This window comes from Weissella sp. ESL1156 (genome assembly GCF_058505625.1).
On record NZ_CP196372.1, the window covers coordinates 613,399 to 635,807 of the forward strand.

The following is a 22,409-nucleotide window of genomic DNA, read 5'->3' on the forward strand; positions in this document are numbered from 1 at the left end:
TTATACCTCCTCCTTTGTCTCTAATTGAGCTGTCTCAGATTCAGCATGTTTTTCAACTTCATTTTTAACGGCCTCAGATTCTTCTGACTGACCATTTTCGGCAAGGGCTTCCAATACACGACCACGAATTAAGATGCCGCGTAAGCGACCATCCGGTTCAACAACAGCCAAAGGTGTCGGTGAATCGTAAATGATTGGCATAATGTCCATTACTAACATATCTGGCGCAACTGTTGGAATCTGCGTAGCAACCTCCGCCAATGATAGCCCTTCAGTACGAGCACGAATAGCTGCTTCACTAGAAATAAAGCCTCGGAATTGACGCTTACGATCAACGGCAATTAAGCCAGATACCTCTTCAGTACGCATCTTTTTAAGAGCAACATTCGGACCATCGACCTCAATATTCGTAAAGAATGGTGGAATCATAATGTTTTCCGCAGTTAACACCTTTGAACGATCAACATCTTCAACGAAGGCTCGGACATAATCATTTGCAGGTTGTGTCACAATCTCCTCACCGGTGCCAACTTGAACGATCTCACCATCTTTCATGATGGCAATTCGATCACCAATACGCAATGCTTCATTCAAATCGTGTGAAATAAAAATAATTGTTTTTTTATATTGTTCTTGTAAGTCCAATAACTCATCTTGCATATCGCGACGAATCAACGGATCAAGTGCTGAAAATGCCTCATCCATTAACAAAATCTCAGGGTCATTTGCCAGTGCACGTGCTAGCCCCACACGTTGTTGCATACCACCCGACAATTGATTTGGATATTGGTCCTTAAATGCTAACAAATTAGCATTATCAAGTGCTTTTTCAGCTTTTTTGCGACGCTCATCCTTTGGGACACCCTGCACCTCTAGACCATACTCTGTATTTTGTAGAATCGTCCGATGAGGAAAAAGACCAAAACTTTGGAAAACCATACTCATCTTCTTACGACGAACTTCTAATAACTCTTCTTTATTTAATTTTGAAACGTCTTCATCATCAATGTAAATGTGCCCAGATGTTGGTTCAATTAGTCGATTCAGTAAGCGAATCAACGTTGATTTACCAGAACCAGAAAGTCCCATGATAACAAAAATTTCACCTTCTTCAACAGACAGGTTAGCGTCGTATACACCAACTGTAGCGCCTGTCTTCTTTAAGATATCAGTTTTTGATGCGTGATTCTCCACCAATTGTAGAGCTGGCTTGACACGCTTTCCGAAAATCTTAGTCAGGTGTTCAATTCTAACCTTTGACATATATTTTCTCCTCCTACTTGATCGAAAGATTTTGACTTCCGCTAAGTGACAACTCTATTTTAAACACAAAGTTGGCACTTCGGTCAAATATTACAAACTATACCAATAATAAAAAAAGTTTAAATTAAACATATATAAAGCTTAAAAATAACTATGACCAATTACTAAACCATTTAACTTGCAGCAGACGTTACTTCTAATCTATGATATTCTAAAATTACATGACTAATTTAGGAGGACGATCTATGCCATCCATTAAACAACCTCGATATCGTATAATCGCTCTAAGAATTGCCGAACAAATTAATAATGGTCGACTACAGGTAGGTGAAAAAATCCACGCACGTTCTACATTAGCAACCAGTTATGGCGTATCAGCTGAAACGGCACGCCGTGCAATTAGCGTTTTGGTAGATCTTGGTATCGTTGAATCCCATCATGGTAGCGGTGCAATTATTATTTCACGTGACAAAGCACAAGATTTTATTAAATCTGAAAACGATACACAAGATTTACAAAATTTACAGACAGATTTAATACATCAAATCGCTGATCAACAAGCTGGATTAGACAGCCTGACACAATCTTTAAATGATTTCATCGAACATACTCAGTACTATAAGCAACATAACCCATTTATACCCTACGAATTACATCTTAGTAACGAATCACCAATGTTTAATAAAACAATTAGCGAATTAAATTTTTGGCATATTACCGGTACAACACTTGTTGGCATTCTCCATGAAAATCATTTAACTTTGTCACCTGGTCCGTATGCTAAAATCTTCAAAAATGATACGCTTTATTTCGTTGGCAATGAACTGAGTGTCCAAAATGTTTACAAATTATTTTATGAATAGCTATTCAGTTATCAGCCAATAACCAACATCGTTCACTATGCCATTTTAACATAGTGAATATATCTAATAAAACATTAAGCACCATACTCTATAATAAAAAAAGAATTGCAGGCCTATACACTCACTATTAAGTGTATGGTCCACAATTCTTTTTATTTATCCTTCAAATGCTGTCGTCAACGGTGGTACAACTTGCTTCTTACGTGAAACAACACCGGGTAATGACGCACGACCATCAACTAAGCTAACACCAAATGCTGCTGCAACTTTATCTTGATTTTCACCCAAAACAAGAATATCTGAATCCGAATCCAAAATATTCGTTACAACAAATACAAACGTGTCATAGCCTTTATCAGCAAGTTCTGCCTGAATAGCAGCAACAATTTCATCGCGACGTGCAAAGACATCATTAACATCGACTGTATTGACTTGACCAATACGAATCGTCTTACCAGCTAATTCAAATGATTTTGCATCACCATCAATCAAATCAGTTGCTGATTTCGTAGAAAGATCTGTACCAGCTTTCAACATTTCTAGTCCGTAGGCTTCATAATCAGCCAACCCAGCAATTTTTGCTAAGCCTGTCAATGCTGGCTCATCTAATGGCGTTGTCGTTGGACTCTTCAACAACAATGTATCTGAAATAATTGCTGATAACATCATCCCTGCAATATCTGTGGGAACACTAATACCTGCATTCTGGTATTCATAATACAATATCGTTGCAACAGAACCTAATGGCTTACTGATAAACCACAAAGGTGCTGATGAAGTAAAATTGATTTTGTGATGATCATACACCCCAGCTACTGTCACATCAGCCAAATTGGCAACAGATTGACTAGCTTCGTTATGATCCACCAAGATAACCTCTTCAGTATCAGCATTTTCAATAACACGTGGTGTGGCCACTTTAAAGTAGTTTAATGCATACATTGTTTCAGCATTCGGCGTTCCAAGTGCCACTGCCTCTGTTTCCATGTGATATGCCTTGTTCAAAAAGTATGATGCAGAAATTGCAGAAGCAATTGTATCTGTATCAGGATTTTGGTGTCCAAAAACCAATGTCTTAGCCATCAGATAATTCTCCAATTCATTATTTTTTTATTATTTTAATAATACACCTTTTTTCAAGGGGATTCAGCTATAAAAATTTTAATTTACCATTTTTATTTCTTGATACATTTGCATATTAATTGGTTGCCCATCGACTGACACATCAATAATGAAACTACCATTACTATATCTTTGGGCAAGTGCGTGATCATTTGGCATCACATCAAATTGCTTTCCTCGTGTCGTATAAATCGATAATGGCTTAGGGGATTGCTGGTCAACAATTACTGTCGCCACAATTTCGTGCGAATCTTTCTTTAATTCACGTAATATCGCAACACCTTTACGAGCACGACTTGTTACCGGAATCTCATTAACCAGCATCCATTTAAACGCACCACGTTGTGTAATAATCGCTAAAGCCTGATCATCAATTGCCGTTGCCATGCTAATCACTTGATCATCTGTTGCTAGGTTCATTGCTTTCACACCAGCTGTACGATTTCCTGATATTGGTACCTCAGCCACATCATAGCGTAACCCCATTGCATGTTGCGAAGTCAAAACAACTGTTCGCTTTGCTGCATCGCCAATGGTTAAACGTTCTAAGCCAACAATATTTGTTGTGGCAGTTTTCAATTTCATATAGGTTGTACTACGTTTTTTATAAGTACTTTTAGGCATCAAATCGCTAAAATTAAATTGCTTAATATAGCCATCGTTTGTTGCACTCAACCAAGTGCCTGATAACGCATCTATATCTTTGACAATTTCTACATGAATAATTTCTTCATCAGAAACAAAACCACTAATTGTCTGTGATAAATGTTCCCCAGGGTCCTTCCACTTGAATTCTGGTAGTTCATGAACTGGTCGATAAATCACATGACCTTTGTTAGTAAAAAAGAAGACATGTTGCAGTGTATTCACACGATTAATGAAAATAGCGTCATCACCATCTTTTAGACCATTATCATCACCAGAAGCTTTATACGACCGTAATGATGCCCGCTTAACATAGCCCATTTTTGATACCAAAACAGCCACATCTTCATCAGCTACCGTTACTGTTGGGTCATATTTTAACTCTTGCACATCTGCCTCAATCTGTGTCAAACGAGGTGTACTGTAATTCTTCTTAATCACTTTTAATTCTTGTCGTAGTTCTTGTCGCAAGGTTTTTGGTTCAGAAAGAATTGCATTATAATGCATAATCTTCTCTGACAGCTCTTCGAATTCCGCCTGCAACTGTGTCACATCTGTATTTGTTAATCGATACAACTGTAAAGTAACAATTGCTTCAGCTTGCTCGAGTGTAAACGAAAATTGATCGACTAAATTTTGTTTTGCATGCTTACGATCTTCAGAACCACGAATCGTCGCAATCACTTCATCAAGAATTGAAAGTGCCTTAATCAACCCTGTGACAATATGTTGCCGTTCCTTTGCCTTACGTAGATCAAAGGTTGTCCGCTTAGTAATAATTTCAACTTGATGGTCTAAAAAGGCTTGTAAAGCTGTTTTTAATCCTACCCGTTCAGGTCGTAAGTTATGAATCGCCACCATGTTGAAGTTATAAGTGACTTGCAAATCAGTCTTTTTTAACAAATAAGTTAAAATACCATTGACATTCGCATCTTTACTCAACTCAATGGCAATCGATAAACCATCACGGTCAGATTCATCACGGACTTCAATAATGCCGGATACTTCCTTGTTGAGACGGATTTCATCTATTTTCTTAACCAAATTAGCTTTATTAACTTCATAAGGAATTTCACTTACTTGTATTTGTGATTTACCCCCCTTTAAGGGAACAATTTCTGTTTTTGAACGAACAATAATACGACCGCGCCCATTTTTATAAGCCGACTTAATACCATCAATCCCTTGAATAATACCACCTGTTGGAAAATCAGGTCCCTGCACAAAAGCCATTAAATCATCTAAAGTTGCTTTAGGATGAGCTAAAAGATAGATTAATGCATCAATCACCTCACCCATATTATGAGGCGGAATATCTGTCGCATACCCTGCTGAAATACCCGTCGCACCATTCACTAATAAATTAGGAAAATGCGCTGGTAAAACGGTTGGCTCATATTCAGTATCATCAAAATTTAATACCATATCAACCGTTTCTTTATCCAAGTCTCGTAACATTTCTCCTGCTAATTTGGATAATCTTGCTTCGGTATAACGCATTGCTGCTGGTGGATCATTATCAATTGATCCATTGTTACCATGCATTTCAATTAAAGGTGCACGTAACTTCCAATCCTGTGACATCCGTACCAGTGCTTCATAAATCGATGAATCACCATGCGGATGAAAGTTACCCATGACATTTCCAACTGATTTTGCAGATTTACGAAATTGCTTATCGTACGTATTGCCGTCCTTATTCATTGCATACAAAATCCGTCGTTGGACCGGCTTTAGTCCATCACGAATATCTGGTAATGCACGCTCTTGAATAATATATTTTGAATATCGTCCGAACCGGTCACCCATGACTGCTTCTAAACTTAATTCTTGAATGTTTCCAGATTCTACCATTCAATTTACTCCTTTTTGTCTTGCCAACTCTCGATTATTGGCGCAACAAATTCATTACTTTGGGTATTTGTCTCTTCAGACTGAGCCGTTTCATCAAGTAAGGTATCACCTTCTTCAACGAAATTAAAAGCAACATTATTTTCAATCCATTTACGACGAGGCTCAACCTTGTCGCCCATCAATGTTGTCACGCGTTTTTCAGCTAACATTGCATCATTGATTTTGACACGTATCAATGTACGCTGTGTTGGATCCATTGTTGTTGCCCATAGTTGTTCAGCATTCATTTCCCCAAGACCTTTAAACCGTTGTAGCGTATAACCACGACCAATTTTCTTTTCAGCTTCCGCTAGTTGTGCATCAGTCCAAGCATATTCAATTTGCTGTTGTCTACCTTTGCCCCGTCTCAACATATACAATGGTGGTAAAGCAATATAAACTTTACCAGCATTAATTAATGGACGCATATACTTATAAAAAAAAGTTAATAGTAAAGTTTGAATGTGAGCACCATCATCATCAGCATCGGTCATGATAATGATTTTATCGTAATGTGAATCTTCTACCTTAAACTCAGGACCGACACCTGCACCAATCGTATAAATAATGGTCGCTATTTCTTCATTCTTCATAATGTCCGCTAACTTTGCTTTTTCAGTATTAAGAACTTTACCACGTAAAGGTAGAATTGCTTGGAATTTACGATTACGACCTTGTTTTGCTGAACCACCAGCGGAATCACCCTCCACTAAGAACAATTCATTTTGATTTGCATTTTTAGACTGTGCTGGTGTTAATTTACCAGATAGTAAGCGCTCACTTTTACCTTTTTTCTTGCCTGTGCGGGCTTCATCACGTGCTTTTCGAGCCGCTTCACGCGCTTCACGTGCACGTAACGATTTACGAATTAAGCTTTGCGAAAATTCACCATTTTCCATCAGGTAAAAGCCCAGTTGTTCAGTAATGATATTGTCCACAATTGTCCGTGCTTCTGGCGTCCCTAACTTTTCTTTCGTTTGTCCTTCAAATTGCAGTATATTTTCTGGAATTCGCAATGAAATCACTGCAGATAATCCCTCACGAACATCAGAACCTTCTAAATTCTTATCTTTTTCTTTTAGCAGATTAACTTTACGAGCATATTCGTTAAATGCTTTTGTCCAAGCTGAGCGTAATCCCGCTTCATGAGTACCACCATCAGGCGTTCGCACATTATTAACAAAAGACATCATTGTTTCTGAAAAGCCATCATTATATTGTGCTGCAACTTCAACTTCAACCCCTTGTGCGGTACCATCAAAATACATGATGTCGCCTAGGGTATCTTTGTCTTCATTTAAATAACTAACAAATGCTTTGATACCTTCTGAAAAGTGATAAATTTCTGTTTGTTCTTGACCAGGTCGCTCATCAGTTAATGTAATTTTGACATTACGCAACAAAAAAGCCGATTCTCGTAATCGTTCAGCCAATGTATTGAAATTATAAATCGTTGTTGAAAAAATTGTTTTGTCTGGTTTAAATGTAATGGTCGTTCCTGATTTTTCTTTAGTTTTACCAATTTTATTTAAGGTACCATCTGGATGACCACCATTCACAAAATGTTCTTGGTATTTCACACCATCACGAACAATTGTGACCACTAAATCACTTGATAATGCATTAACAACAGAAGAACCAACACCATGTAGGCCACCAGAAGTTTTATAGCCTCCTTGCCCAAATTTTCCACCAGCATGTAAGACTGTTAAGATAACCTCTGGTGTTGGCTTACCAGAAGCATGCATACCAACAGGCATACCGCGACCATGATCCACCACTGTAATGGCGTTATTTTCATGAATGGTTACATTGATTTCATTACCATAGCCAGCTAATGCCTCATCAACAGCATTATCAAAGATTTCATACACTAAATGATGTAATCCTTTACTATCTGTTGATCCAATATACATTCCTGGTCGCTTGCGAACTGCTTCCAGCCCTTCTAAAACTGTAATGGAATCATCCGAATAATCATTTTTCTTTGTCATGGACGTTTCCCTTTCATATAAATTTAACTTGCGCTTTAACGCGTTTCAAATTTCATAATAGCTCAAAACTAACCTTTGGTGCAATACTATTAAAAAAAATTAAAGTTACAAATACCATAAACATGCTAGAATAGATAACGTTCTTTATCTAATAAGAACCTGACAATCATGAAAAAATATCTAAGGAGCTATCGTTGTGACGGTTTTTCATTTTATTATTAGTTTTGTATTGGCCTATTTATTTGGTGCGATTCCATCAGGATTTTGGATTGGAAAAATTTTTTATAAAAAAAATATTCTTGAGCTAGGTTCAGGAAATATCGGAACAACAAATACTTTCCGTACTTTAGGGCCACTCCCTGGTACCATTGTACTAATTTTAGATTTATGCAAAGGTATCCTAGGTGCCGCAATGGCTGCTATTTGGGGTCCAACACCCCATTGGACATTTATGGTCGTCGGTCTCGGTGCAATTCTAGGGCACACATTTTCAATGTGGATCGGCTTTAAAGGTGGCAAAGCAGTCGCCACTTCAGTCGGTGTTTTGCTCCTGTATAGTCCAGCAATGTTTTTAGCTGCTGTCATTGCCTTTATAACTGCTATCCTTGTCACTAGTATGGTATCAGTTGGTTCAATGCTTGGTTTTGCTACTGTAACATTATTATCTGCTTTTTGGTTACATGACTGGCTGTTAACAACAATTGCTTTAGTGCTAACGATTTTTGTATTTTATCGGCATCGTGGCAATATCAGTCGCATTTTTCATGGTACTGAGTCAAAAGTACCATTTGGATTTGGCTACTGGTTGTCAAAAAAATAATTTATTAAAATAATCTTACCTAATTTTTACAGGTACACGAAAATATTAAAACGTTTATCATTTGCTATAACGTATTAAAGGCCATCAACTCACCATAACTGGTAGGTTGACGGCCTTTTGTCATCGCATAATTATCAAATTCTAAAATCATGTTTCACTTCTAAATGCTAAAAGAATGATAATGAAAATGAACCTGTAAATATTTGTGCCGGTGCTAAACTGTTAATGGCATATTTATGATTAATAATGCCATCAGCATCTACTGTATCAGCTATGCCCCACCAAGGTTCTAAACACACAAAAGGTGCCTCTTTACCATATGGTGTCCAAATACCTACAAATTTTGCATCTTGGATATGCATTGTCACACCGTGAGACTCACTTAATTTTGCGAGGATGATAGACACTGGATTACCATCTAATCGCAAAATAATCGCGTCATCTTTATAATCATCGTAGCGCAAACGTAAAGGAATATCTGAATTAAAAGTTGTATCTAAATTATTATCTAAATATGGTCCAACTAACTTAGAACGACTATATTTACGCTCCGGATCAATATTCACATAATAATCAGTAAACTTTTCACCTGCTTCTAAAGGTACTCTAAATCCTGGATGACCACCTACGGAAAAGAAAATTTCATGGGTATCAGTATTGGTCACAAAATAAGTAATCCCTAAAGTATCTTGTTCAGTTAATCGATAAATAATATCAAATTGAAAATGGAACGGATAAATCGATTGCGTTTCTTCTGAATCAACCAAACGTAATCTCGCCATAGTATTGGTTTTTTCAACTAAATCAAATTCATTATCACGAGCAAAACCATGCTGTGTCATAAAATATGTCTTATCACGATATTTATAGCGATCACCCTTTAATCGACCAACGATAGGAAATAGATTAGGCGCATGACGACCCCAAAAATTAGGATCTGCAGTCCACATGTATTCTAATCCAGATTCACGACTCTTGACACTCGTAAGTTCTGCACCCATTTCTGATATAGTGACGGTGATATTCTCATTTTCAAGTTTAACTGACATAACCCCTCCGCAATAACTAAGTACTATATTAATCATACCAAATAAAATTGGTCTTTACCAATTTTATTCTGACGCTCTGGGAAAAAAATTACGATAACTCTTTTGTAGTGCATCCGTTGTCACATGTGTATAAATTTGCGTTGTACTTAAACTACTATGTCCTAATAATTGTTGGACTGTACGCAAATCAGCCTGATTATTTAAAAGATCCGTCGCAAATGTATGACGGAACATATGAGCTGTAACATCCTGGGTCAAACCAGCTTTTTTCCCGATTTGCTTCAAAGTATATTCAACGCCTGCTGGTGTCAAAGGACGGCCATGTTGGTTTAAAAATAAACAATCTGTATTACCTGTGATGTTTTTTTGCCTCTGTACTAATGTTGGTCGACTATCTGCTAGATATTGTTTTAACGCATTTTCAGCATAATGACCAAAGGGAACAATGCGTGTTTTATTCCCTTTACCGGTAATCGTCACAATACGTGCCTGGCTATCAACGCTTGTTAACGTCATATTAGTTATTTCTGATACACGAGCACCTGTGCCATAAAGCATTTCTAGTAACAATTGATTGCGTAATCCTAACACTGTTTTATCTTTTTCAACAACTTCAAACATACTTGTCAATTCTTTTTGATAAAAATAGCGTGGCAAATGCTGCCCCGGCTTTTTTAACACAATTCCAACAAAAGGATTATCAGCCACCATATCATTATTCATTAAAAAGCGATAAAAACTACGTAATGAACTTACCTTACGAGCAATTGTTCTTGATTCATCTCCCTTTTCATAAAGGTTAGATAAGAACACACGTACATCAAAAGTTGTAATACTGGCTAAATCAATCTTTTCTTTTTCTTGGGTCGTTACTAAAAAATCGAGGAATTCAGTAATATCACTCTCATAAGCCCTTTGTGTTTCACTTGAATATTGTCTTTCAATTCGTAAATAATTTAGAAAAAGTTGTTTTGCATTCTCAGTTTTATTCATAACTATCAACAACCTCGATTTTCATACTTATTTAGCAGTTTCTGATTGTTTTACTTGTTCAGTATCTTTTTGCTCATCATCTTCTTTTGGCGTTGTCCCATCTGGTAATGTTTTCTCAGTTGGTTTATCCCATGAAACAAAATCACATTCCGGATAACGCGAACAGCCATAGAATTTCCGACCACGTTTTGTCTTACGTTCAACAATTTGTCCGATACCACACTTAGGACAGAGCAACCCAATTTCTTCCACAATTGTCTTCGTATTACGACAATCTGGGAAACGTGAACAAGCATAGAATTTACCATAACGTCCTAATTTTTTAAGCATTGGGGCACCACAAATCTCACAATCAAAACCAGCCAATTCATCCTTTAAAACAATTTTTTCCATTTCTTTTTCAGCGGTTTCTAATTCTTTTGAAAATGGCGTGAAGAAATCATCTACGACTTTTACCCAATATTTTTCCCCTGCTTCAACACTATCTAAATCAGTTTCTACTTGAGCGGTAAATTTAATATTAGTCACATCGGGGAAAAACTCTTGTACAGTATTTTGAACTAGCTCACCCAACTCTGTTGGCACAAATTTTTTAGTATCTAAGCGTACATATGCACGACGTTGAATCGTTTCAATCGTTGCAGCATATGTTGATGGACGACCAACCCCATTTTCTTCCAATGCTCGAACTAATGTTGCTTCAGTATAGCGAGCTGGTGGCTGCGTAAAATGTTGTTCAGGAGACATAACTTCAAGACTCACTTGGTCTCCTGTCGTCAAACTCGGTAACTTATTATCCTTATTTTTTGCAGCTGGATACGCCTTAGTATAGCCAGCAAATTTTGTTTGTGAACCATTTGCTCGGAAAGTGACACCATTTTGTTCAATCGTTACAGCCATTGTTGCTAAAATTTCTGGTGTCATTTGACTAGCAACAAATCGTGACCAAATCAATTGGTAAAGTTTAAATTGATCGTTTGTTAATTTATCCTTTACAGAAGCTGGTGTTCGAAATACTGAGGTTGGACGTATGGCCTCGTGAGCATCTTGAGCCCCTTCTTGTTGCTTACCTTGAACTGGTTTTGTTGCAGCATAGTCTGCACCATACTCTTCATTAATAAATGATGCAGCCTCTGACTTAGCAGTTTCTGATAAACGAATAGAGTCAGTACGCATATAGGTTATTAAACCAACTGTACCATTCTTCCCGCCTAAATTAATACCCTCATATAATTGCTGTGCAGCCATCATTGTTTTACGTGTTTTAAAATTTAATTGTGTATTGGCTGCTTGTTGCATTGTCGACGTTGTAAATGGTGGTTGTGGATTTCGTTTACGATCCTTGGTCACAACATTTATGACATGAAATGGTGCTGTTCTATCAATTTGTTTCAAAACTGATTGCACAGCATCATTATCAGGTAAACCAGCTTTTTTACCATCAAATCCATAAAATACCGCTTTAAATTTTGTCCGATCCTTTTTAAAGGTACTATCTAAAGACCAATATTCATCTGGTTCAAATGCCTGTATCTCTTGTTCACGTTTAATAACCAGCCCTAAGGCAATTGATTGTACACGTCCAGCAGATAATCCTTTTTTCACTTTCTTCCATAGAATAGGAGATAATGAGTAGCCAACCAAACGATCCAAAATTCGACGAGCTTGTTGCGCATCAACAAGATCCATATCTATCTTTCGTGGATGCTTAAAAGCATCTTTTACAGCATCTTTGGTGATCTCATTAAAAACAACTCGATTATCACTAGCTTCCAAATCTAAATCTAGAATGTGAGACAAATGCCATGCAATGGCTTCACCCTCTCGATCCGGGTCAGAAGCCAAATAAACATGCTTAGCTGCTTTAGCATCTTTTTTCAAAGATTTAATAATATCACCCTTACCACGTATATTAATATATTTTGGCTGATAATCATTTTCAATATCAACACCCATTGTTGATTTTGGTAAGTCTCTAATATGTCCAATACTAGCAACAACTTTATAGTTTTTACCAAGATACTTTTCAATTGTTTTCGCTTTAGATGGTGATTCGACAATAACCAAATTTTTCTTTTGTTTGGACTTTGTCTTCGCTCGAGATTTTGTTTTAGTACCTGTTGCTTTCACCGCACGCGTCTTTTTTTCTTTAACAGCAGTTTGTGAAGCCATTTGCGTGCACCTCTTTTCTTATAAATTATTTTTTATTTTCAATTAGTCTCTATAACCTAACAATATTGTACTATACACTATACAACGAAATTTTGCCAAATACTCCTTACCACATCATTTGAATAATTAGTAAAAATGTTGAAACTCTAAAATAATTTGACTAACTGATATGACAGGGATTGCACCAGCTAAAATAAGTTCATTTGTTCCACGAGAATTCTTTTCATCAATACGCCCAGGTAAAGCCATGACAGTTCTATTTTGTTCGAGTGCCAACATTGCTGTAATTAGCGAACCAGACCGTCGTTGTGCTTCAATAATAACGCAAACCTGACTTAATCCCGAAATAATACGATTACGTTCTGGAAAATGATGCTTTTTAGGTCCTTCCCAGGGTAAGTACTCACTTAATAATAAACCAGTCTGTCCCACATTTCGTTGTAAATGATCCTGTCGTTTTGGATAAGTATGATTTAAACCTGTGCCTATAACACCAATCGTCTTTCCTCCCGCATTAATTGAATGGCGATGAGTTAATTCGTCAACACCATATGCTAATCCTGATACTGTTGTTAATCCAGCGGCGATTAACTGTGGTATCCAAGAATTTAATACCACTTCACTATAATTGGTTGCTTGACGTGCACCAACAATTGCAACAAGAGGATGTGCTAATAACGATAGATCTCCTTTATAAAATAAACAAATTGGTGCATCAACACACTCATGTAAGTACTTAGGATATTCTGAATCACAAATGGTAATATACTTTTCTTGTTTAAGTTGTTCCCAGTCAGCATGCCAATTGTCTCGTTTTTTCCATGCTACTGCTCGCTGTACCTGTGAATGATTCATACGACTAATTTGCAGAATCAATTGCCAAGATAAATTAGCAATTTTAGTAACAGCCATATATTGCCATATGCGAAATCGGCCTTTAATAGTTAGACCAGGTATTAATAATAACCATAATAAAAAATCACGTTGCTTCATAATAACCTCCCTTAAATGATAGAGACGTTTATCAACGTGATTTGTTTATTATTTATAAATATTTTTTAACAGGGGCAAACGTTTTACGATGAATGGGCGTAATACCTAGCTTAGCCAAAGCTGACAAGTGTTCAGCCGTACCGTAACCAGCATTACGTTCAAATCCATACCCTGGATACTGCTTTGCATATTGTTTCATAAGACTATCACGATAATTTTTCGCTAAAATTGAAGCTGCTCCGATCGATATACTACGATCATCACCCTTAATTAATTTTTCTTGTGGTAAAGCTAAATCAATCGTCATTGCATCAATGAGTAATCTATCCACATGTTGTGTCAAATTTTCAACTGCTTGAAGCATTGCAATTCTTGATGCTTCATAAATATTTAATTGGTCAATATCAGCAGCAGCAACAATACCAAATGCAAAATCGACAACTTTATTTCTAATCTCTTGATCAATGGCTTGTCTTATTTTGCCAGATAATTGCTTAGAATCATGCACAATCGTTAAATCAAACGACTCATCAATAATTACTGCTGCAGCAACAACAGGCCCAGCTAAGGGACCTCTACCAACCTCATCAACGCCTGCAACAACTTGCTGAGCACGCCAAACTTCTTTTTCAAAAATCAAGCGCTTTTCAAATGCTTGTTTCTGTAAAAACAATTTATTTTGCTGTTTTTTAAATTGTTTTAATAAAGTTTGCACACCTTTCCGTTGATCTTGTTGCCACCGCTTTAAATCACTTTCATCGGGTATACCATTTAACTTTTTTTTAATCTGAGCAATTGTTTCTACGCTATTCATCAATAACTTCACCGATCTTATCACTTGGTAATTCCAACGTATATTTACCCAACTTGCCACGTCTTAAATCAAGTAATAACCGTTCTGAAGCACGGTCGTAATCATCTTTAAAGCCAAGTTTCTGTGTTATAGTCAGCAAGATATCGACATCTGACTGTTCATCCCAAATGGTTGAATTCAAGTGATACCGTTCCACAATGGCTTGTGGATTGTAATCTCTAAAAAAATTTAACATTACTAACGAAATATCATCTAAATTAACTAATTGATCTTTAATTGCCCCCGTCATCGCAAGATGTTGCCCGAATCTTTGATCAACAAATTTTGGCCATAATACCCCAGGCGTATCTAATAACTCTAAATTTGTCGGTGTTTTTAACCATTGTAATTTTTTTGTGACACCAGGACGGTCACCTGTTATGGCCACATTTTTTGTCACCAAATGATTTAACAAAGTTGACTTGCCAACGTTAGGCACACCAGCAACTAATGCTCTGATTGCTTTATCTTGGACACCTTTTTCAGCTAAATTAGCCCATTTATCAGCTAATACAGCACGGGCTGCTTTTGTAATGATTTGGGGTGTCTTGTGCCCACGTGTGTCTAAAGACACAACCTTTAATCCTTGAGATTCAAAATAGTTTTGCCATTGTTTTGTTCGTTCAGCATCTGCTAAATCTGTTTTTGTCATCACTAATAGTCTTGGCTTATCACCCAAGACCTCATCTAATTCTGGATTACGTGAAGAAAGTGGGATTCGTGCATCAACCAATTCAAAAACAATATCAACGTGTTTTAAATTTTCACGCATCAATCGAAATGCTTTGGCCATATGTCCAGGGAACCATTGTATAATTTGTGACATGTTAATACCTCCAATTAATTATTCTTCTGATGCTTGGTATTCTGCCCATGCCTGATCAAAAATCGACATACTGTGTAAATACGATGCATTTTCTTCGAGATATCGTGAAATTAAATCAAAATTATTTGAATGTTTTGGAAATTGTGTATCATAAAATGCTGCATTCGCAAAATTTTCAACTTCATCACTTGTTACCGGATTCCTTTGCGTCATTAACCATTGAAAAAAAGAACGTCTCATTTGTCTGAAAATCCTCCTCTAAACACAAACTTATCCTGTTTAGGATTAATTTGAATTGCCTTAACACGTACACCTTGTACTTTTGGTGCCTTACCTAAATCAATCAATAATGTTTTCTTCTGTGAATCAAGGACTAACCAATCAGGTAAATCAATCTTTTTGCCAAAATAATTCATAACATATTTAACAGGTAGCGGTAACTGACCAACAGCGACTGAGTCAGCATGTAATAAAATACCCCCATTTTTTGTCACTTCTGGTGTCATTCGCATACCAAAATCAACTGACTGTCCAAATAATTTATAAGTGCCATATAACATCATCCCTTGTTTTTGCATCTCAAAACGGAATTGATGTCGTAGTGACGGATCAGCATTTATATATTTTTCAACTAAAGCGTTTAATTCCTTGCGGCTAATTCTAACTTCAAATGATGCACGACCAATCTCAGGACGTGAATCTGTCACATGTTGATGACTTTGAGGCATAAAAATAAGTACTGTACTTAAAATAACTAATACGACTAACGTACTAAGAATTCCCTTTAAGTACCCTCGCTTTTGTGCTTGACGCACAACTGAATCTATGTTTGATCGTATATTTTCTTGTTTCATATTATTTTTTTAACCAGTCCTGCTTGTTTAATATCATTTTTTTAACTAGTAACTGACTCATCTTATCATAGCCTAGGTCATTTGGATGATAATGATCTTGTGTCGTAATATACTGATTTAATTCTTTGTCTGTTTGCTTTTGTAAGGTTTCTGTCACCATTTTATTATTTAAGGAACCCCGATTAGCCTTTTCTGCTGCTAATCGTAATTTTTCACGCGCTGCTTTAGTCGTATACTGACCAAAAGTAAGCGTATTAAACGTTGAAACATAGTATATTTGTTTATCAGTCGATGCTAAATTTGCATTAATATCATTATATATTTTAACATCATCATTTAAATCATCTCGATTTGCTAAATAAACATATAAAGGATTATAGTTACCAAATAAATAAATGGGTGCTTGTTTATTTTGTTTCTTTATAAAAGCAGTCAATGCCATCAAATGTTGGGTATAATTTGGCATCGCTCTTTCCACATGCTTTGTCACATCTGTTTCTGATTTAGCGAAAACTGATTTAAACAGTGTCTGTTGTAAGTCATTACCTCCTACAGTCATTACAATGACATCAGCTTTCTTTAATTGATCAACAGCTTGCGGATTTGATTTAATACGCTTTAAAATCTGATCAGAGCGGTCACCCGCTTTACCATAATTAGCTGTTTTAACAGCAATATCATATTTTTTAGATAATTGCTTTGCCGTTCGTTTTGTATATCCTTGCTGAGCTGTCGTATCTCCAACACCTTCTGTTAGTGAATCACCTACTGCAACTAGCCTAATGACATCTTTGTTGGCTGCATTGACTGTCGTGGCTCCCCAAAAAAGGACAACACTTAGCGTTGATAAAAATAAAAAAAATGCACGTCGCATACCAACAACTCCCTTCAACAATGCTTAACAATAACCTAGTTAGATATTTTACCATATTTTTACCCGCAAGAAAAAATGACTAAAATATGCAATGATTTTTCACACAAAAAACCATCAACCTATCCATGAGATGTCGTAGATTGATGGCTTATTTTTAAAGATTGTTACTGACATGCACCAATCTTTTTTAATTTAATTGGTAACTAAAACCAATGGCAGCATCACCAGTATGAGTCGCAACGATTGGTGTCGTCTGCTGTAAAACAATTTCTACATTAGGAAATAATGCTTGCAATTGTTCACCTAATTTTTCACGTTGTTCAGGAATACCAGCGGTTGATATACCAATAGCGTGTACACCATTCGGTACGGTCTGTAGTAAATCAGTAATTTTTTTGATATAGGCTTTGGTTGACTTTGTGCCACGTCCTTTTGCTTCGACAATAATATTGCCCTTAACCACATGAGCACCAACATGAATATTTAACATTCCTGCTAATAAACCTGCAGTTTTAGATAAACGACCACCTGCAACTAAATTATCCAATTTTGAAACCATGACATATTGTTCTGTTTTGGCTTTAACAGACTCTACTTCGGCGATTACCTCGTTACGAGTTGCACCACTCGCTGCCTTCTTAGCAGCCGCCAAGACAACCATACCGAGTGAGCGATCAATTAAATCAGAGTCAATGACAGTGACATCCCCATCGACCATCATAGCTGCTTGACGAGCAGCATCAACTGAGCCAGACAATCCCTTTGTTAGGTGGATTGAAATAACAGCAGAACCATCTGCTACAAGTGGTTCATAGACTTCTGTAAACATACCCAATGCTGGTTGTGAAGTTTGTGGCAAATTTTTAGAAGCTGCCATTTTATCCATAAATTCTTCCGGTGTAATGGTAATACCGTCTTGGTAGGTAACACTATCAATCGTAATTGTTAACGGAATAACTTTTATATCATACTTTTCAATTTCATGAGGTAACAACATCGCTGTTGAATCAGTCACAATTTTTACTTGGGCCATAACATCAATTCCCCGTTTTCTCTTTTCAATATACTCAATTATCTCATCTTTAGTTCGCTTTTTCAATGAAGTAATATGCAAAAAAAGATAATCTAGTTTTAATAACTAAACAATAACGTTTATGTCAAAATACTAAAAAAGCTGTCATATCTTACTTTAGAAAGACAACAGCTCCATTCTTTATAGTGAGTCTGGATCACGTAACCAAGCTAACGCAAGTGCACCTTTTCCCAAGTGAGCACCAATAACCGGCCCAATATATGAATATTCAACACGCATATCTGGATACTTTTTTTGTAATTCATCATGCCAAGCTTGACCAGCGACTTCATCATTTCCTTGGATGACAATTGCACGTAATGGATAATCAGCTTTTTCTTTGGCTTCATGAAACAAAACTTCAGCTCGTTGCATAGCCTTTTTCATCGATCTAACTTTTTCAAATGGTACAATATGATTTGTCTCATTATCAAATGTCAATAATGGCTTAATTTTCAACATCGTACCAATAAAGGCTGAGGCATTCGAGAGACGGCCACCTCGCACCAAATTTTGTAAGTCATCAACAATGAAACATTCATCAATTGTGGCAGATAACTCATCTAACACATTTAATATTTCATTAATGTCCTTACCTGCTTGAACCATTTGTGCTGCTTTAAGGACTAAATGTCCCATTAGACGAACCGTAATTTTCGAATCATACCCAAAAATTTCAAAATCATCAACCATCCCATTTAACCCAGCAACGGTATTAACCGTACCCGAAATAGTTGCAGCTAAGTCTATGACAATTGCACCCTCATAGCCCTCACTTTTTAATGATTCAAATAACGACAACCAATCACCAACAGCTGGCTGAGACGTCGTTGGAAACTCTGACGATGACACTAATTTTTCATAAAATTCCTCAGTAGTAATATCTATGCCTTCATGATATGTTACGCCATCAATAATGACTGGCATTGACATTACTTTAATATTATATTTATCAATTTCTGCTCGATCCAAATATGCGGTGGAATCAGTCACGACTGCAAGTTTCATTTCACTAAATCCTTTCAAAGTCATCTAAACGTTAACGATAACGTTGCCTTTTTAAGTACTATTAATGTGTTCTTCAAAAATTTCTACAAAGTTATACTTATCAATAATGACTTAATCACTCGATAATAAATCATATCATAAATCGAACTTGATTTCAGTAGTATGCAATTTTTTACACTTTAAAAGGGTTTACTGATTGATTTACCTAGTCGATTTAATAAAATTTGTAACATACTTAGTTCTTCATCTGACCACAACTGAAAGACATTATCATGGAAAGACTGATGTTTTTCATTAATCGCATGTAATGTATCAGTACCTCGTAATGTCAATCGGTAGATTAATTGTCGATGGTCATGACCGATGGCTTCACTAACCACTAATTCTTTTTTAGTTAATGAATGTAATTGTCTTGACAACGTCGAATTATCTAAACCAGTATCAGCAGATAGTTTATCTTGTGTATCAATTTTATCATCAAGATGTTTTAATAATTGCCACTCTGCAATCGTTATACCATGATTTTTTGTAATCTTTGTTAGGGCTATTTTATACTGCTTATCAGTCTGCCAAAGTGCTTCAAGAATAGTTTTCATATCAACCTCCAAAATATTGCACAAATGCTACTCAACCTAAAAATACAAAGAAATTTAAAATAACTTCACTACTTTAGAGCCATGCACTTCATTAACACCCAAGTCATTTGCTATTTGGTTAGCATTTTGATAAGTTATACCACCACCTGGCAAAATCGTTAAGCCCTCTGGAGTCATTGCAATAATTTCTTGTAAATGAGGTAAGGTTTCATTAATTGGCATATCCAAATTACCGCCATGTGTTAACACACGAATAACACCATATTGTTGCAACCAACGCAATGCTTGTTTCTGGCAATCCAAATTAATGCTATCAAAAGCCATATGATAAACAACCTTCATTGGTCTGGCAGCCTCTAATAATTTTAACATACTATCACGAGCTAATTGACCTTGTTCATTGACAGCACCAAAAGTTACCGTTTTAACGCCTAGTTTCTTGAAAGTTAAAATTGATTGACGCATTTTATCTATTTCAAAATGTGTATAATTAAAGTCACCAGGACGTGGACGAATCATGACAACTAAATCAATATGTGCTTGCTTAGAAAGTGCGACTGCTTGCGAAACTGTTTGACTGTCTGGTGTCAAACCGCCTAATTCTAAATTTGCATTTAGTTCAATTCGATCTGCGCCTGCAGCAATTGCAGTTGTCATTGTCTTTAAATCTGCTAAAGCCACTTCTCTTTTCATTGCCAGTTCCTCCGTTGTACACTTTAAAAATTATTTGTGACATCGTCATGTTATTTTTAAACTCGTTTTATAAATAAGATACTAAAAAAGGCAGGTTAATACACGTCATTAACCTGACCTTAAAGTTTTTCTTAATTATTTTGGCGTAATTTTTGAACAATTTTTTGTTCTGGTGTCACAGTGATCGTTGTTTGTCCTTCAAAAATAACAAAACCTGGCTTTGAGCCATTGGGTTTTCTAAGTTTACGAACTGGTAAATAATCAACTGGTACATTTGCTGAATTTCTAGCTTTAGAAAAATAGGCTGCTAACATAGCGCCTTCATACAACGTATCTTCTGATGGGTTACTATCATGAATGATAACATGCGATCCAGGAATATCTTTTGTATGCAACCATATATCTGATTTTGCCGCTGTTTTCATCGACAGACGCTCATTTTGTAAGTTGTTTTTCCCAACTTCAATGAGTGTCCCATTTGTTGCATAAAATTTTTCAGGTTGACTGACCTTTGTTTTTTGCTTTTTCTTATGTTGAACGCGTAAATAACCTTCTTGTGTCAATTCTTCTTTAATTTCTGCAATATCTTTTGGGGAAGCAATATCAATCTGTGCAAGTAGCGTTTCAAAATAATCAATTTCTTGCTGTGCTAAATTAATTTGGGAATTTAAATATTTCACAGAATTTTTTAATTTGTTATATTTTGTAAAATACTTTTGGGCATTTTGAGAAGGACCCATTTGATTAGATAAGTCAATTGTTAACGGCTGATTATCATCATAATAATTTGGTAATGTTATTTTTGTCATGCCTCGTTGTATTTGCGTCATATAAGTTGTTAATAACTCACCTTTTATACGAAATTCATCTGCATGATCAGCATTAGCCAGTTCAATACGCTGCTTTTTTATCTTATTTTTATTTTTCTTCAATTCATTTCGCACCGTACGCAATACTATTACAGCTTGTTGTTGAACACGATCTCTTTCAGATTTTTCTGCAAAATACGCATCCAACATATCACTTAATGTTGTAAACGATACTTTCTCACCAATCATCGTTTGCCATTCAAATGGTGAAAAATTAACACCTTTTGCTGTCATAATCAATTGTGGTTTTGGTTCGTTAAACTGATCTAACCATTTTTGTGCTAGAACTAAAGCATTGCCAGATTGTTGCAAGACATTTGCTAATTCTACTGCAGAATCATGCGCAAATCCTTGAAAATGACGTTGAATCTGTTGGGCAAGATTATCAATTTTAGGATTATCTAAAATAATATTAGCTAACCCGTCTAATGAGTGCATTGGATTAATGACATTTTGTTTTGGTGGTAAAGTATAGCTTCCCCCAGGCATTAGTGTACGCACCCGATTTTGGTCCGCTGGTACGTGTTTGATTAAATCAATAATGCGTTGTGAAGCCTCATCCACTAAGAACAGATTTGAATGTCTCCCCATCATCTCAAGAATTAAAGTCGTTTGTTCTTCATCCCCTAATTCATCACGTCCCGAAGTAACAAATCTGATAATACGATCATTTTCAACTTGCTCAATTTTAATTAACTTTGAACCTTCTAAATGTTTCCGTAACATCATCGCGAAATTTGGCGCAGTTTGTGGATTCGTATACTTAATCCTTGAAATCTGTGTACGCGCGAAAGAAGGATGAGCACTTAATAAGACGGGATAATTTTGGCGATTATGACGAATAATTAAAAAAATTTCATTTGAGTACGGTTGATGAATTTTCATAATTCGACCACCAGACAATGTTTTATTTAGTTCCTGCACCATCGCATGTGTAAAAAGGCCATCAAATGACAT

At 36.2% G+C, this 22,409-nt stretch carries 20 protein-coding genes; 2 read left to right on the forward strand and 18 right to left on the reverse strand.

Going from position 1 to position 22,409, the window contains the following annotated elements:
• A complete protein-coding gene (locus ACSKY2_RS03040) occupies window positions 1–1,263 on the reverse strand; it encodes a quaternary amine ABC transporter ATP-binding protein (RefSeq protein ID WP_489878109.1) in 1,263 nt (420 codons plus the stop codon).
• A gap of 245 nt (window positions 1,264–1,508) precedes the next feature.
• On the opposite strand from ACSKY2_RS03040, the gene ACSKY2_RS03045 reads away from it, so the two are divergent.
• Window positions 1,509–2,126: a GntR family transcriptional regulator gene (locus tag ACSKY2_RS03045; RefSeq protein ID WP_489878110.1), complete on the forward strand. Its 618-nt coding sequence runs from the start codon at window positions 1,509–1,511 to the stop codon at window positions 2,124–2,126.
• Between the two features lie 156 nt (window positions 2,127–2,282).
• On the opposite strand, the gene ACSKY2_RS03050 is transcribed toward ACSKY2_RS03045, so the two are convergent.
• From ACSKY2_RS03050 to parE, 3 genes are all read right to left on the reverse strand, one after another.
• The gene (locus ACSKY2_RS03050; RefSeq protein WP_489878111.1) at window positions 2,283–3,209 is read right to left on the reverse strand and encodes a manganese-dependent inorganic pyrophosphatase; all 927 of its coding nucleotides are present in this window, start codon (window positions 3,207–3,209) and stop codon (window positions 2,283–2,285) included.
• 78 nt (window positions 3,210–3,287) lie between these two features.
• On the reverse strand, window positions 3,288–5,747 hold the full coding sequence (parC, locus tag ACSKY2_RS03055) for a DNA topoisomerase IV subunit A (protein ID WP_489878112.1): 2,460 nt from the start codon (window positions 5,745–5,747) through the stop codon (window positions 3,288–3,290).
• A 5-nt stretch (window positions 5,748–5,752) separates the two neighbouring features.
• Window positions 5,753–7,780 (reverse strand): DNA topoisomerase IV subunit B, encoded by a 2,028-nt coding sequence (parE, locus tag ACSKY2_RS03060; protein WP_489878113.1) that lies wholly within the window; start codon window positions 7,778–7,780, stop codon window positions 5,753–5,755.
• A 196-nt stretch (window positions 7,781–7,976) separates the two neighbouring features.
• Between parE and plsY the strand changes: the two genes are divergently transcribed.
• Window positions 7,977–8,600, forward strand: a complete 624-nt coding sequence (gene plsY, locus ACSKY2_RS03065; RefSeq protein WP_489878114.1) for a glycerol-3-phosphate 1-O-acyltransferase PlsY — start codon at window positions 7,977–7,979, stop codon at window positions 8,598–8,600.
• Window positions 8,601–8,767: 167 nt separating this feature from the next.
• On the opposite strand, the gene ACSKY2_RS03070 is transcribed toward plsY, so the two are convergent.
• The 14 genes from ACSKY2_RS03070 to ACSKY2_RS03135 all read right to left on the reverse strand — a co-directional run bounded on the left by ACSKY2_RS03070 (window position 8,768) and on the right by ACSKY2_RS03135 (window position 22,409).
• A complete protein-coding gene (locus ACSKY2_RS03070) occupies window positions 8,768–9,649 on the reverse strand; it encodes an aldose 1-epimerase family protein (protein ID WP_489878115.1) in 882 nt (293 codons plus the stop codon).
• 63 nt (window positions 9,650–9,712) lie between these two features.
• Window positions 9,713–10,642 carry a tyrosine recombinase XerC gene (xerC, locus tag ACSKY2_RS03075; protein ID WP_489878116.1) on the reverse strand — a complete coding sequence of 310 codons (930 nt, stop codon included), beginning with the start codon at window positions 10,640–10,642 and terminating at the stop codon, window positions 9,713–9,715.
• Between the two features lie 27 nt (window positions 10,643–10,669).
• Entirely contained in the window at window positions 10,670–12,814 is a 2,145-nt protein-coding gene (topA, locus tag ACSKY2_RS03080; RefSeq protein ID WP_489878117.1) for a type I DNA topoisomerase, read from the reverse strand.
• 126 nt (window positions 12,815–12,940) lie between these two features.
• A complete protein-coding gene (gene dprA / locus ACSKY2_RS03085; protein WP_489878118.1) occupies window positions 12,941–13,807 on the reverse strand; it encodes a DNA-processing protein DprA in 867 nt (288 codons plus the stop codon).
• Between the two features lie 52 nt (window positions 13,808–13,859).
• Window positions 13,860–14,621, reverse strand: a complete 762-nt coding sequence (rnhB, locus tag ACSKY2_RS03090; protein ID WP_489878119.1) for a ribonuclease HII — start codon at window positions 14,619–14,621, stop codon at window positions 13,860–13,862.
• A complete protein-coding gene (gene ylqF, locus ACSKY2_RS03095; RefSeq protein WP_489878120.1) occupies window positions 14,614–15,486 on the reverse strand; it encodes a ribosome biogenesis GTPase YlqF in 873 nt (290 codons plus the stop codon). Before ylqF ends, rnhB begins: the two co-directional genes overlap by 8 nt.
• Before the next feature lie 18 nt (window positions 15,487–15,504).
• On the reverse strand, window positions 15,505–15,726 hold the full coding sequence (locus tag ACSKY2_RS03100; protein WP_489841155.1) for a YozE family protein: 222 nt from the start codon (window positions 15,724–15,726) through the stop codon (window positions 15,505–15,507).
• Window positions 15,723–16,340: a YpmS family protein gene (locus ACSKY2_RS03105; RefSeq protein WP_489841154.1), complete on the reverse strand. Its 618-nt coding sequence runs from the start codon at window positions 16,338–16,340 to the stop codon at window positions 15,723–15,725. The genes ACSKY2_RS03100 and ACSKY2_RS03105 overlap by 4 nt, the downstream gene beginning before the upstream one ends.
• Window position 16,341: 1 nt before the next feature.
• The gene (locus ACSKY2_RS03110; protein ID WP_489878121.1) at window positions 16,342–17,214 is read right to left on the reverse strand and encodes a DUF459 domain-containing protein; all 873 of its coding nucleotides are present in this window, start codon (window positions 17,212–17,214) and stop codon (window positions 16,342–16,344) included.
• A 187-nt stretch (window positions 17,215–17,401) separates the two neighbouring features.
• Window positions 17,402–18,247, reverse strand: a complete 846-nt coding sequence (locus ACSKY2_RS03115; protein WP_489878122.1) for a DegV family protein — start codon at window positions 18,245–18,247, stop codon at window positions 17,402–17,404.
• A gap of 180 nt (window positions 18,248–18,427) precedes the next feature.
• Entirely contained in the window at window positions 18,428–19,294 is an 867-nt protein-coding gene (locus tag ACSKY2_RS03120) for a DegV family protein (protein WP_489841151.1), read from the reverse strand.
• A 179-nt stretch (window positions 19,295–19,473) separates the two neighbouring features.
• Complete coding sequence (locus ACSKY2_RS03125) at window positions 19,474–19,890, reverse strand: MarR family winged helix-turn-helix transcriptional regulator (protein ID WP_489878123.1); 417 nt, start codon at window positions 19,888–19,890, stop codon at window positions 19,474–19,476.
• Between the two features lie 54 nt (window positions 19,891–19,944).
• A complete protein-coding gene (locus ACSKY2_RS03130; protein WP_489878124.1) occupies window positions 19,945–20,583 on the reverse strand; it encodes a copper homeostasis protein CutC in 639 nt (212 codons plus the stop codon).
• 131 nt (window positions 20,584–20,714) lie between these two features.
• Window positions 20,715–22,409: an NFACT RNA binding domain-containing protein gene (locus tag ACSKY2_RS03135; protein ID WP_489878125.1), complete on the reverse strand. Its 1,695-nt coding sequence runs from the start codon at window positions 22,407–22,409 to the stop codon at window positions 20,715–20,717.

What these genes read in the sequence shown, in the direction of transcription:
- parC (WP_489878112.1), bottom strand. Translation starts at nt 5,747, where the DNA reads ATGGTAGAATCTGGAAACATTCAAGAATTAAGTTTAGAAGCAGTCATG.
- topA (WP_489878117.1), bottom strand. Translation starts at nt 12,814, where the DNA reads ATGGCTTCACAAACTGCTGTTAAAGAAAAAAAGACGCGTGCGGTGAAA.
- ylqF (WP_489878120.1), bottom strand. Translation starts at nt 15,486, where the DNA reads ATGTCACAAATTATACAATGGTTCCCTGGACATATGGCCAAAGCATTT.
- ACSKY2_RS03070 (WP_489878115.1), bottom strand. Translation starts at nt 9,649, where the DNA reads ATGTCAGTTAAACTTGAAAATGAGAATATCACCGTCACTATATCAGAA.
- parE (WP_489878113.1), bottom strand. Translation starts at nt 7,780, where the DNA reads ATGACAAAGAAAAATGATTATTCGGATGATTCCATTACAGTTTTAGAA.
- ACSKY2_RS03120 (WP_489841151.1), bottom strand. Translation starts at nt 19,294, where the DNA reads ATGAAACTTGCAGTCGTGACTGATTCCACCGCATATTTGGATCGAGCA.
- rnhB (WP_489878119.1), bottom strand. Translation starts at nt 14,621, where the DNA reads ATGAATAGCGTAGAAACAATTGCTCAGATTAAAAAAAAGTTAAATGGT.
- ACSKY2_RS03110 (WP_489878121.1), bottom strand. Translation starts at nt 17,214, where the DNA reads ATGCGACGTGCATTTTTTTTATTTTTATCAACGCTAAGTGTTGTCCTT.
- dprA (WP_489878118.1), bottom strand. Translation starts at nt 13,807, where the DNA reads ATGAAGCAACGTGATTTTTTATTATGGTTATTATTAATACCTGGTCTA.
- ACSKY2_RS03040 (WP_489878109.1), bottom strand. Translation starts at nt 1,263, where the DNA reads ATGTCAAAGGTTAGAATTGAACACCTGACTAAGATTTTCGGAAAGCGT.
- ACSKY2_RS03050 (WP_489878111.1), bottom strand. Translation starts at nt 3,209, where the DNA reads ATGGCTAAGACATTGGTTTTTGGACACCAAAATCCTGATACAGATACA.
- ACSKY2_RS03100 (WP_489841155.1), bottom strand. Translation starts at nt 15,726, where the DNA reads ATGAGACGTTCTTTTTTTCAATGGTTAATGACGCAAAGGAATCCGGTA.
- ACSKY2_RS03115 (WP_489878122.1), bottom strand. Translation starts at nt 18,247, where the DNA reads ATGGCCCAAGTAAAAATTGTGACTGATTCAACAGCGATGTTGTTACCT.
- ACSKY2_RS03125 (WP_489878123.1), bottom strand. Translation starts at nt 19,890, where the DNA reads ATGAAAACTATTCTTGAAGCACTTTGGCAGACTGATAAGCAGTATAAA.
- xerC (WP_489878116.1), bottom strand. Translation starts at nt 10,642, where the DNA reads ATGAATAAAACTGAGAATGCAAAACAACTTTTTCTAAATTATTTACGA.
- ACSKY2_RS03105 (WP_489841154.1), bottom strand. Translation starts at nt 16,340, where the DNA reads ATGAAACAAGAAAATATACGATCAAACATAGATTCAGTTGTGCGTCAA.
- ACSKY2_RS03135 (WP_489878125.1), bottom strand. Translation starts at nt 22,409, where the DNA reads ATGTCATTTGATGGCCTTTTTACACATGCGATGGTGCAGGAACTAAAT.
- ACSKY2_RS03130 (WP_489878124.1), bottom strand. Translation starts at nt 20,583, where the DNA reads ATGAAAAGAGAAGTGGCTTTAGCAGATTTAAAGACAATGACAACTGCA.
- ACSKY2_RS03045 (WP_489878110.1), top strand. Translation starts at nt 1,509, where the DNA reads ATGCCATCCATTAAACAACCTCGATATCGTATAATCGCTCTAAGAATT.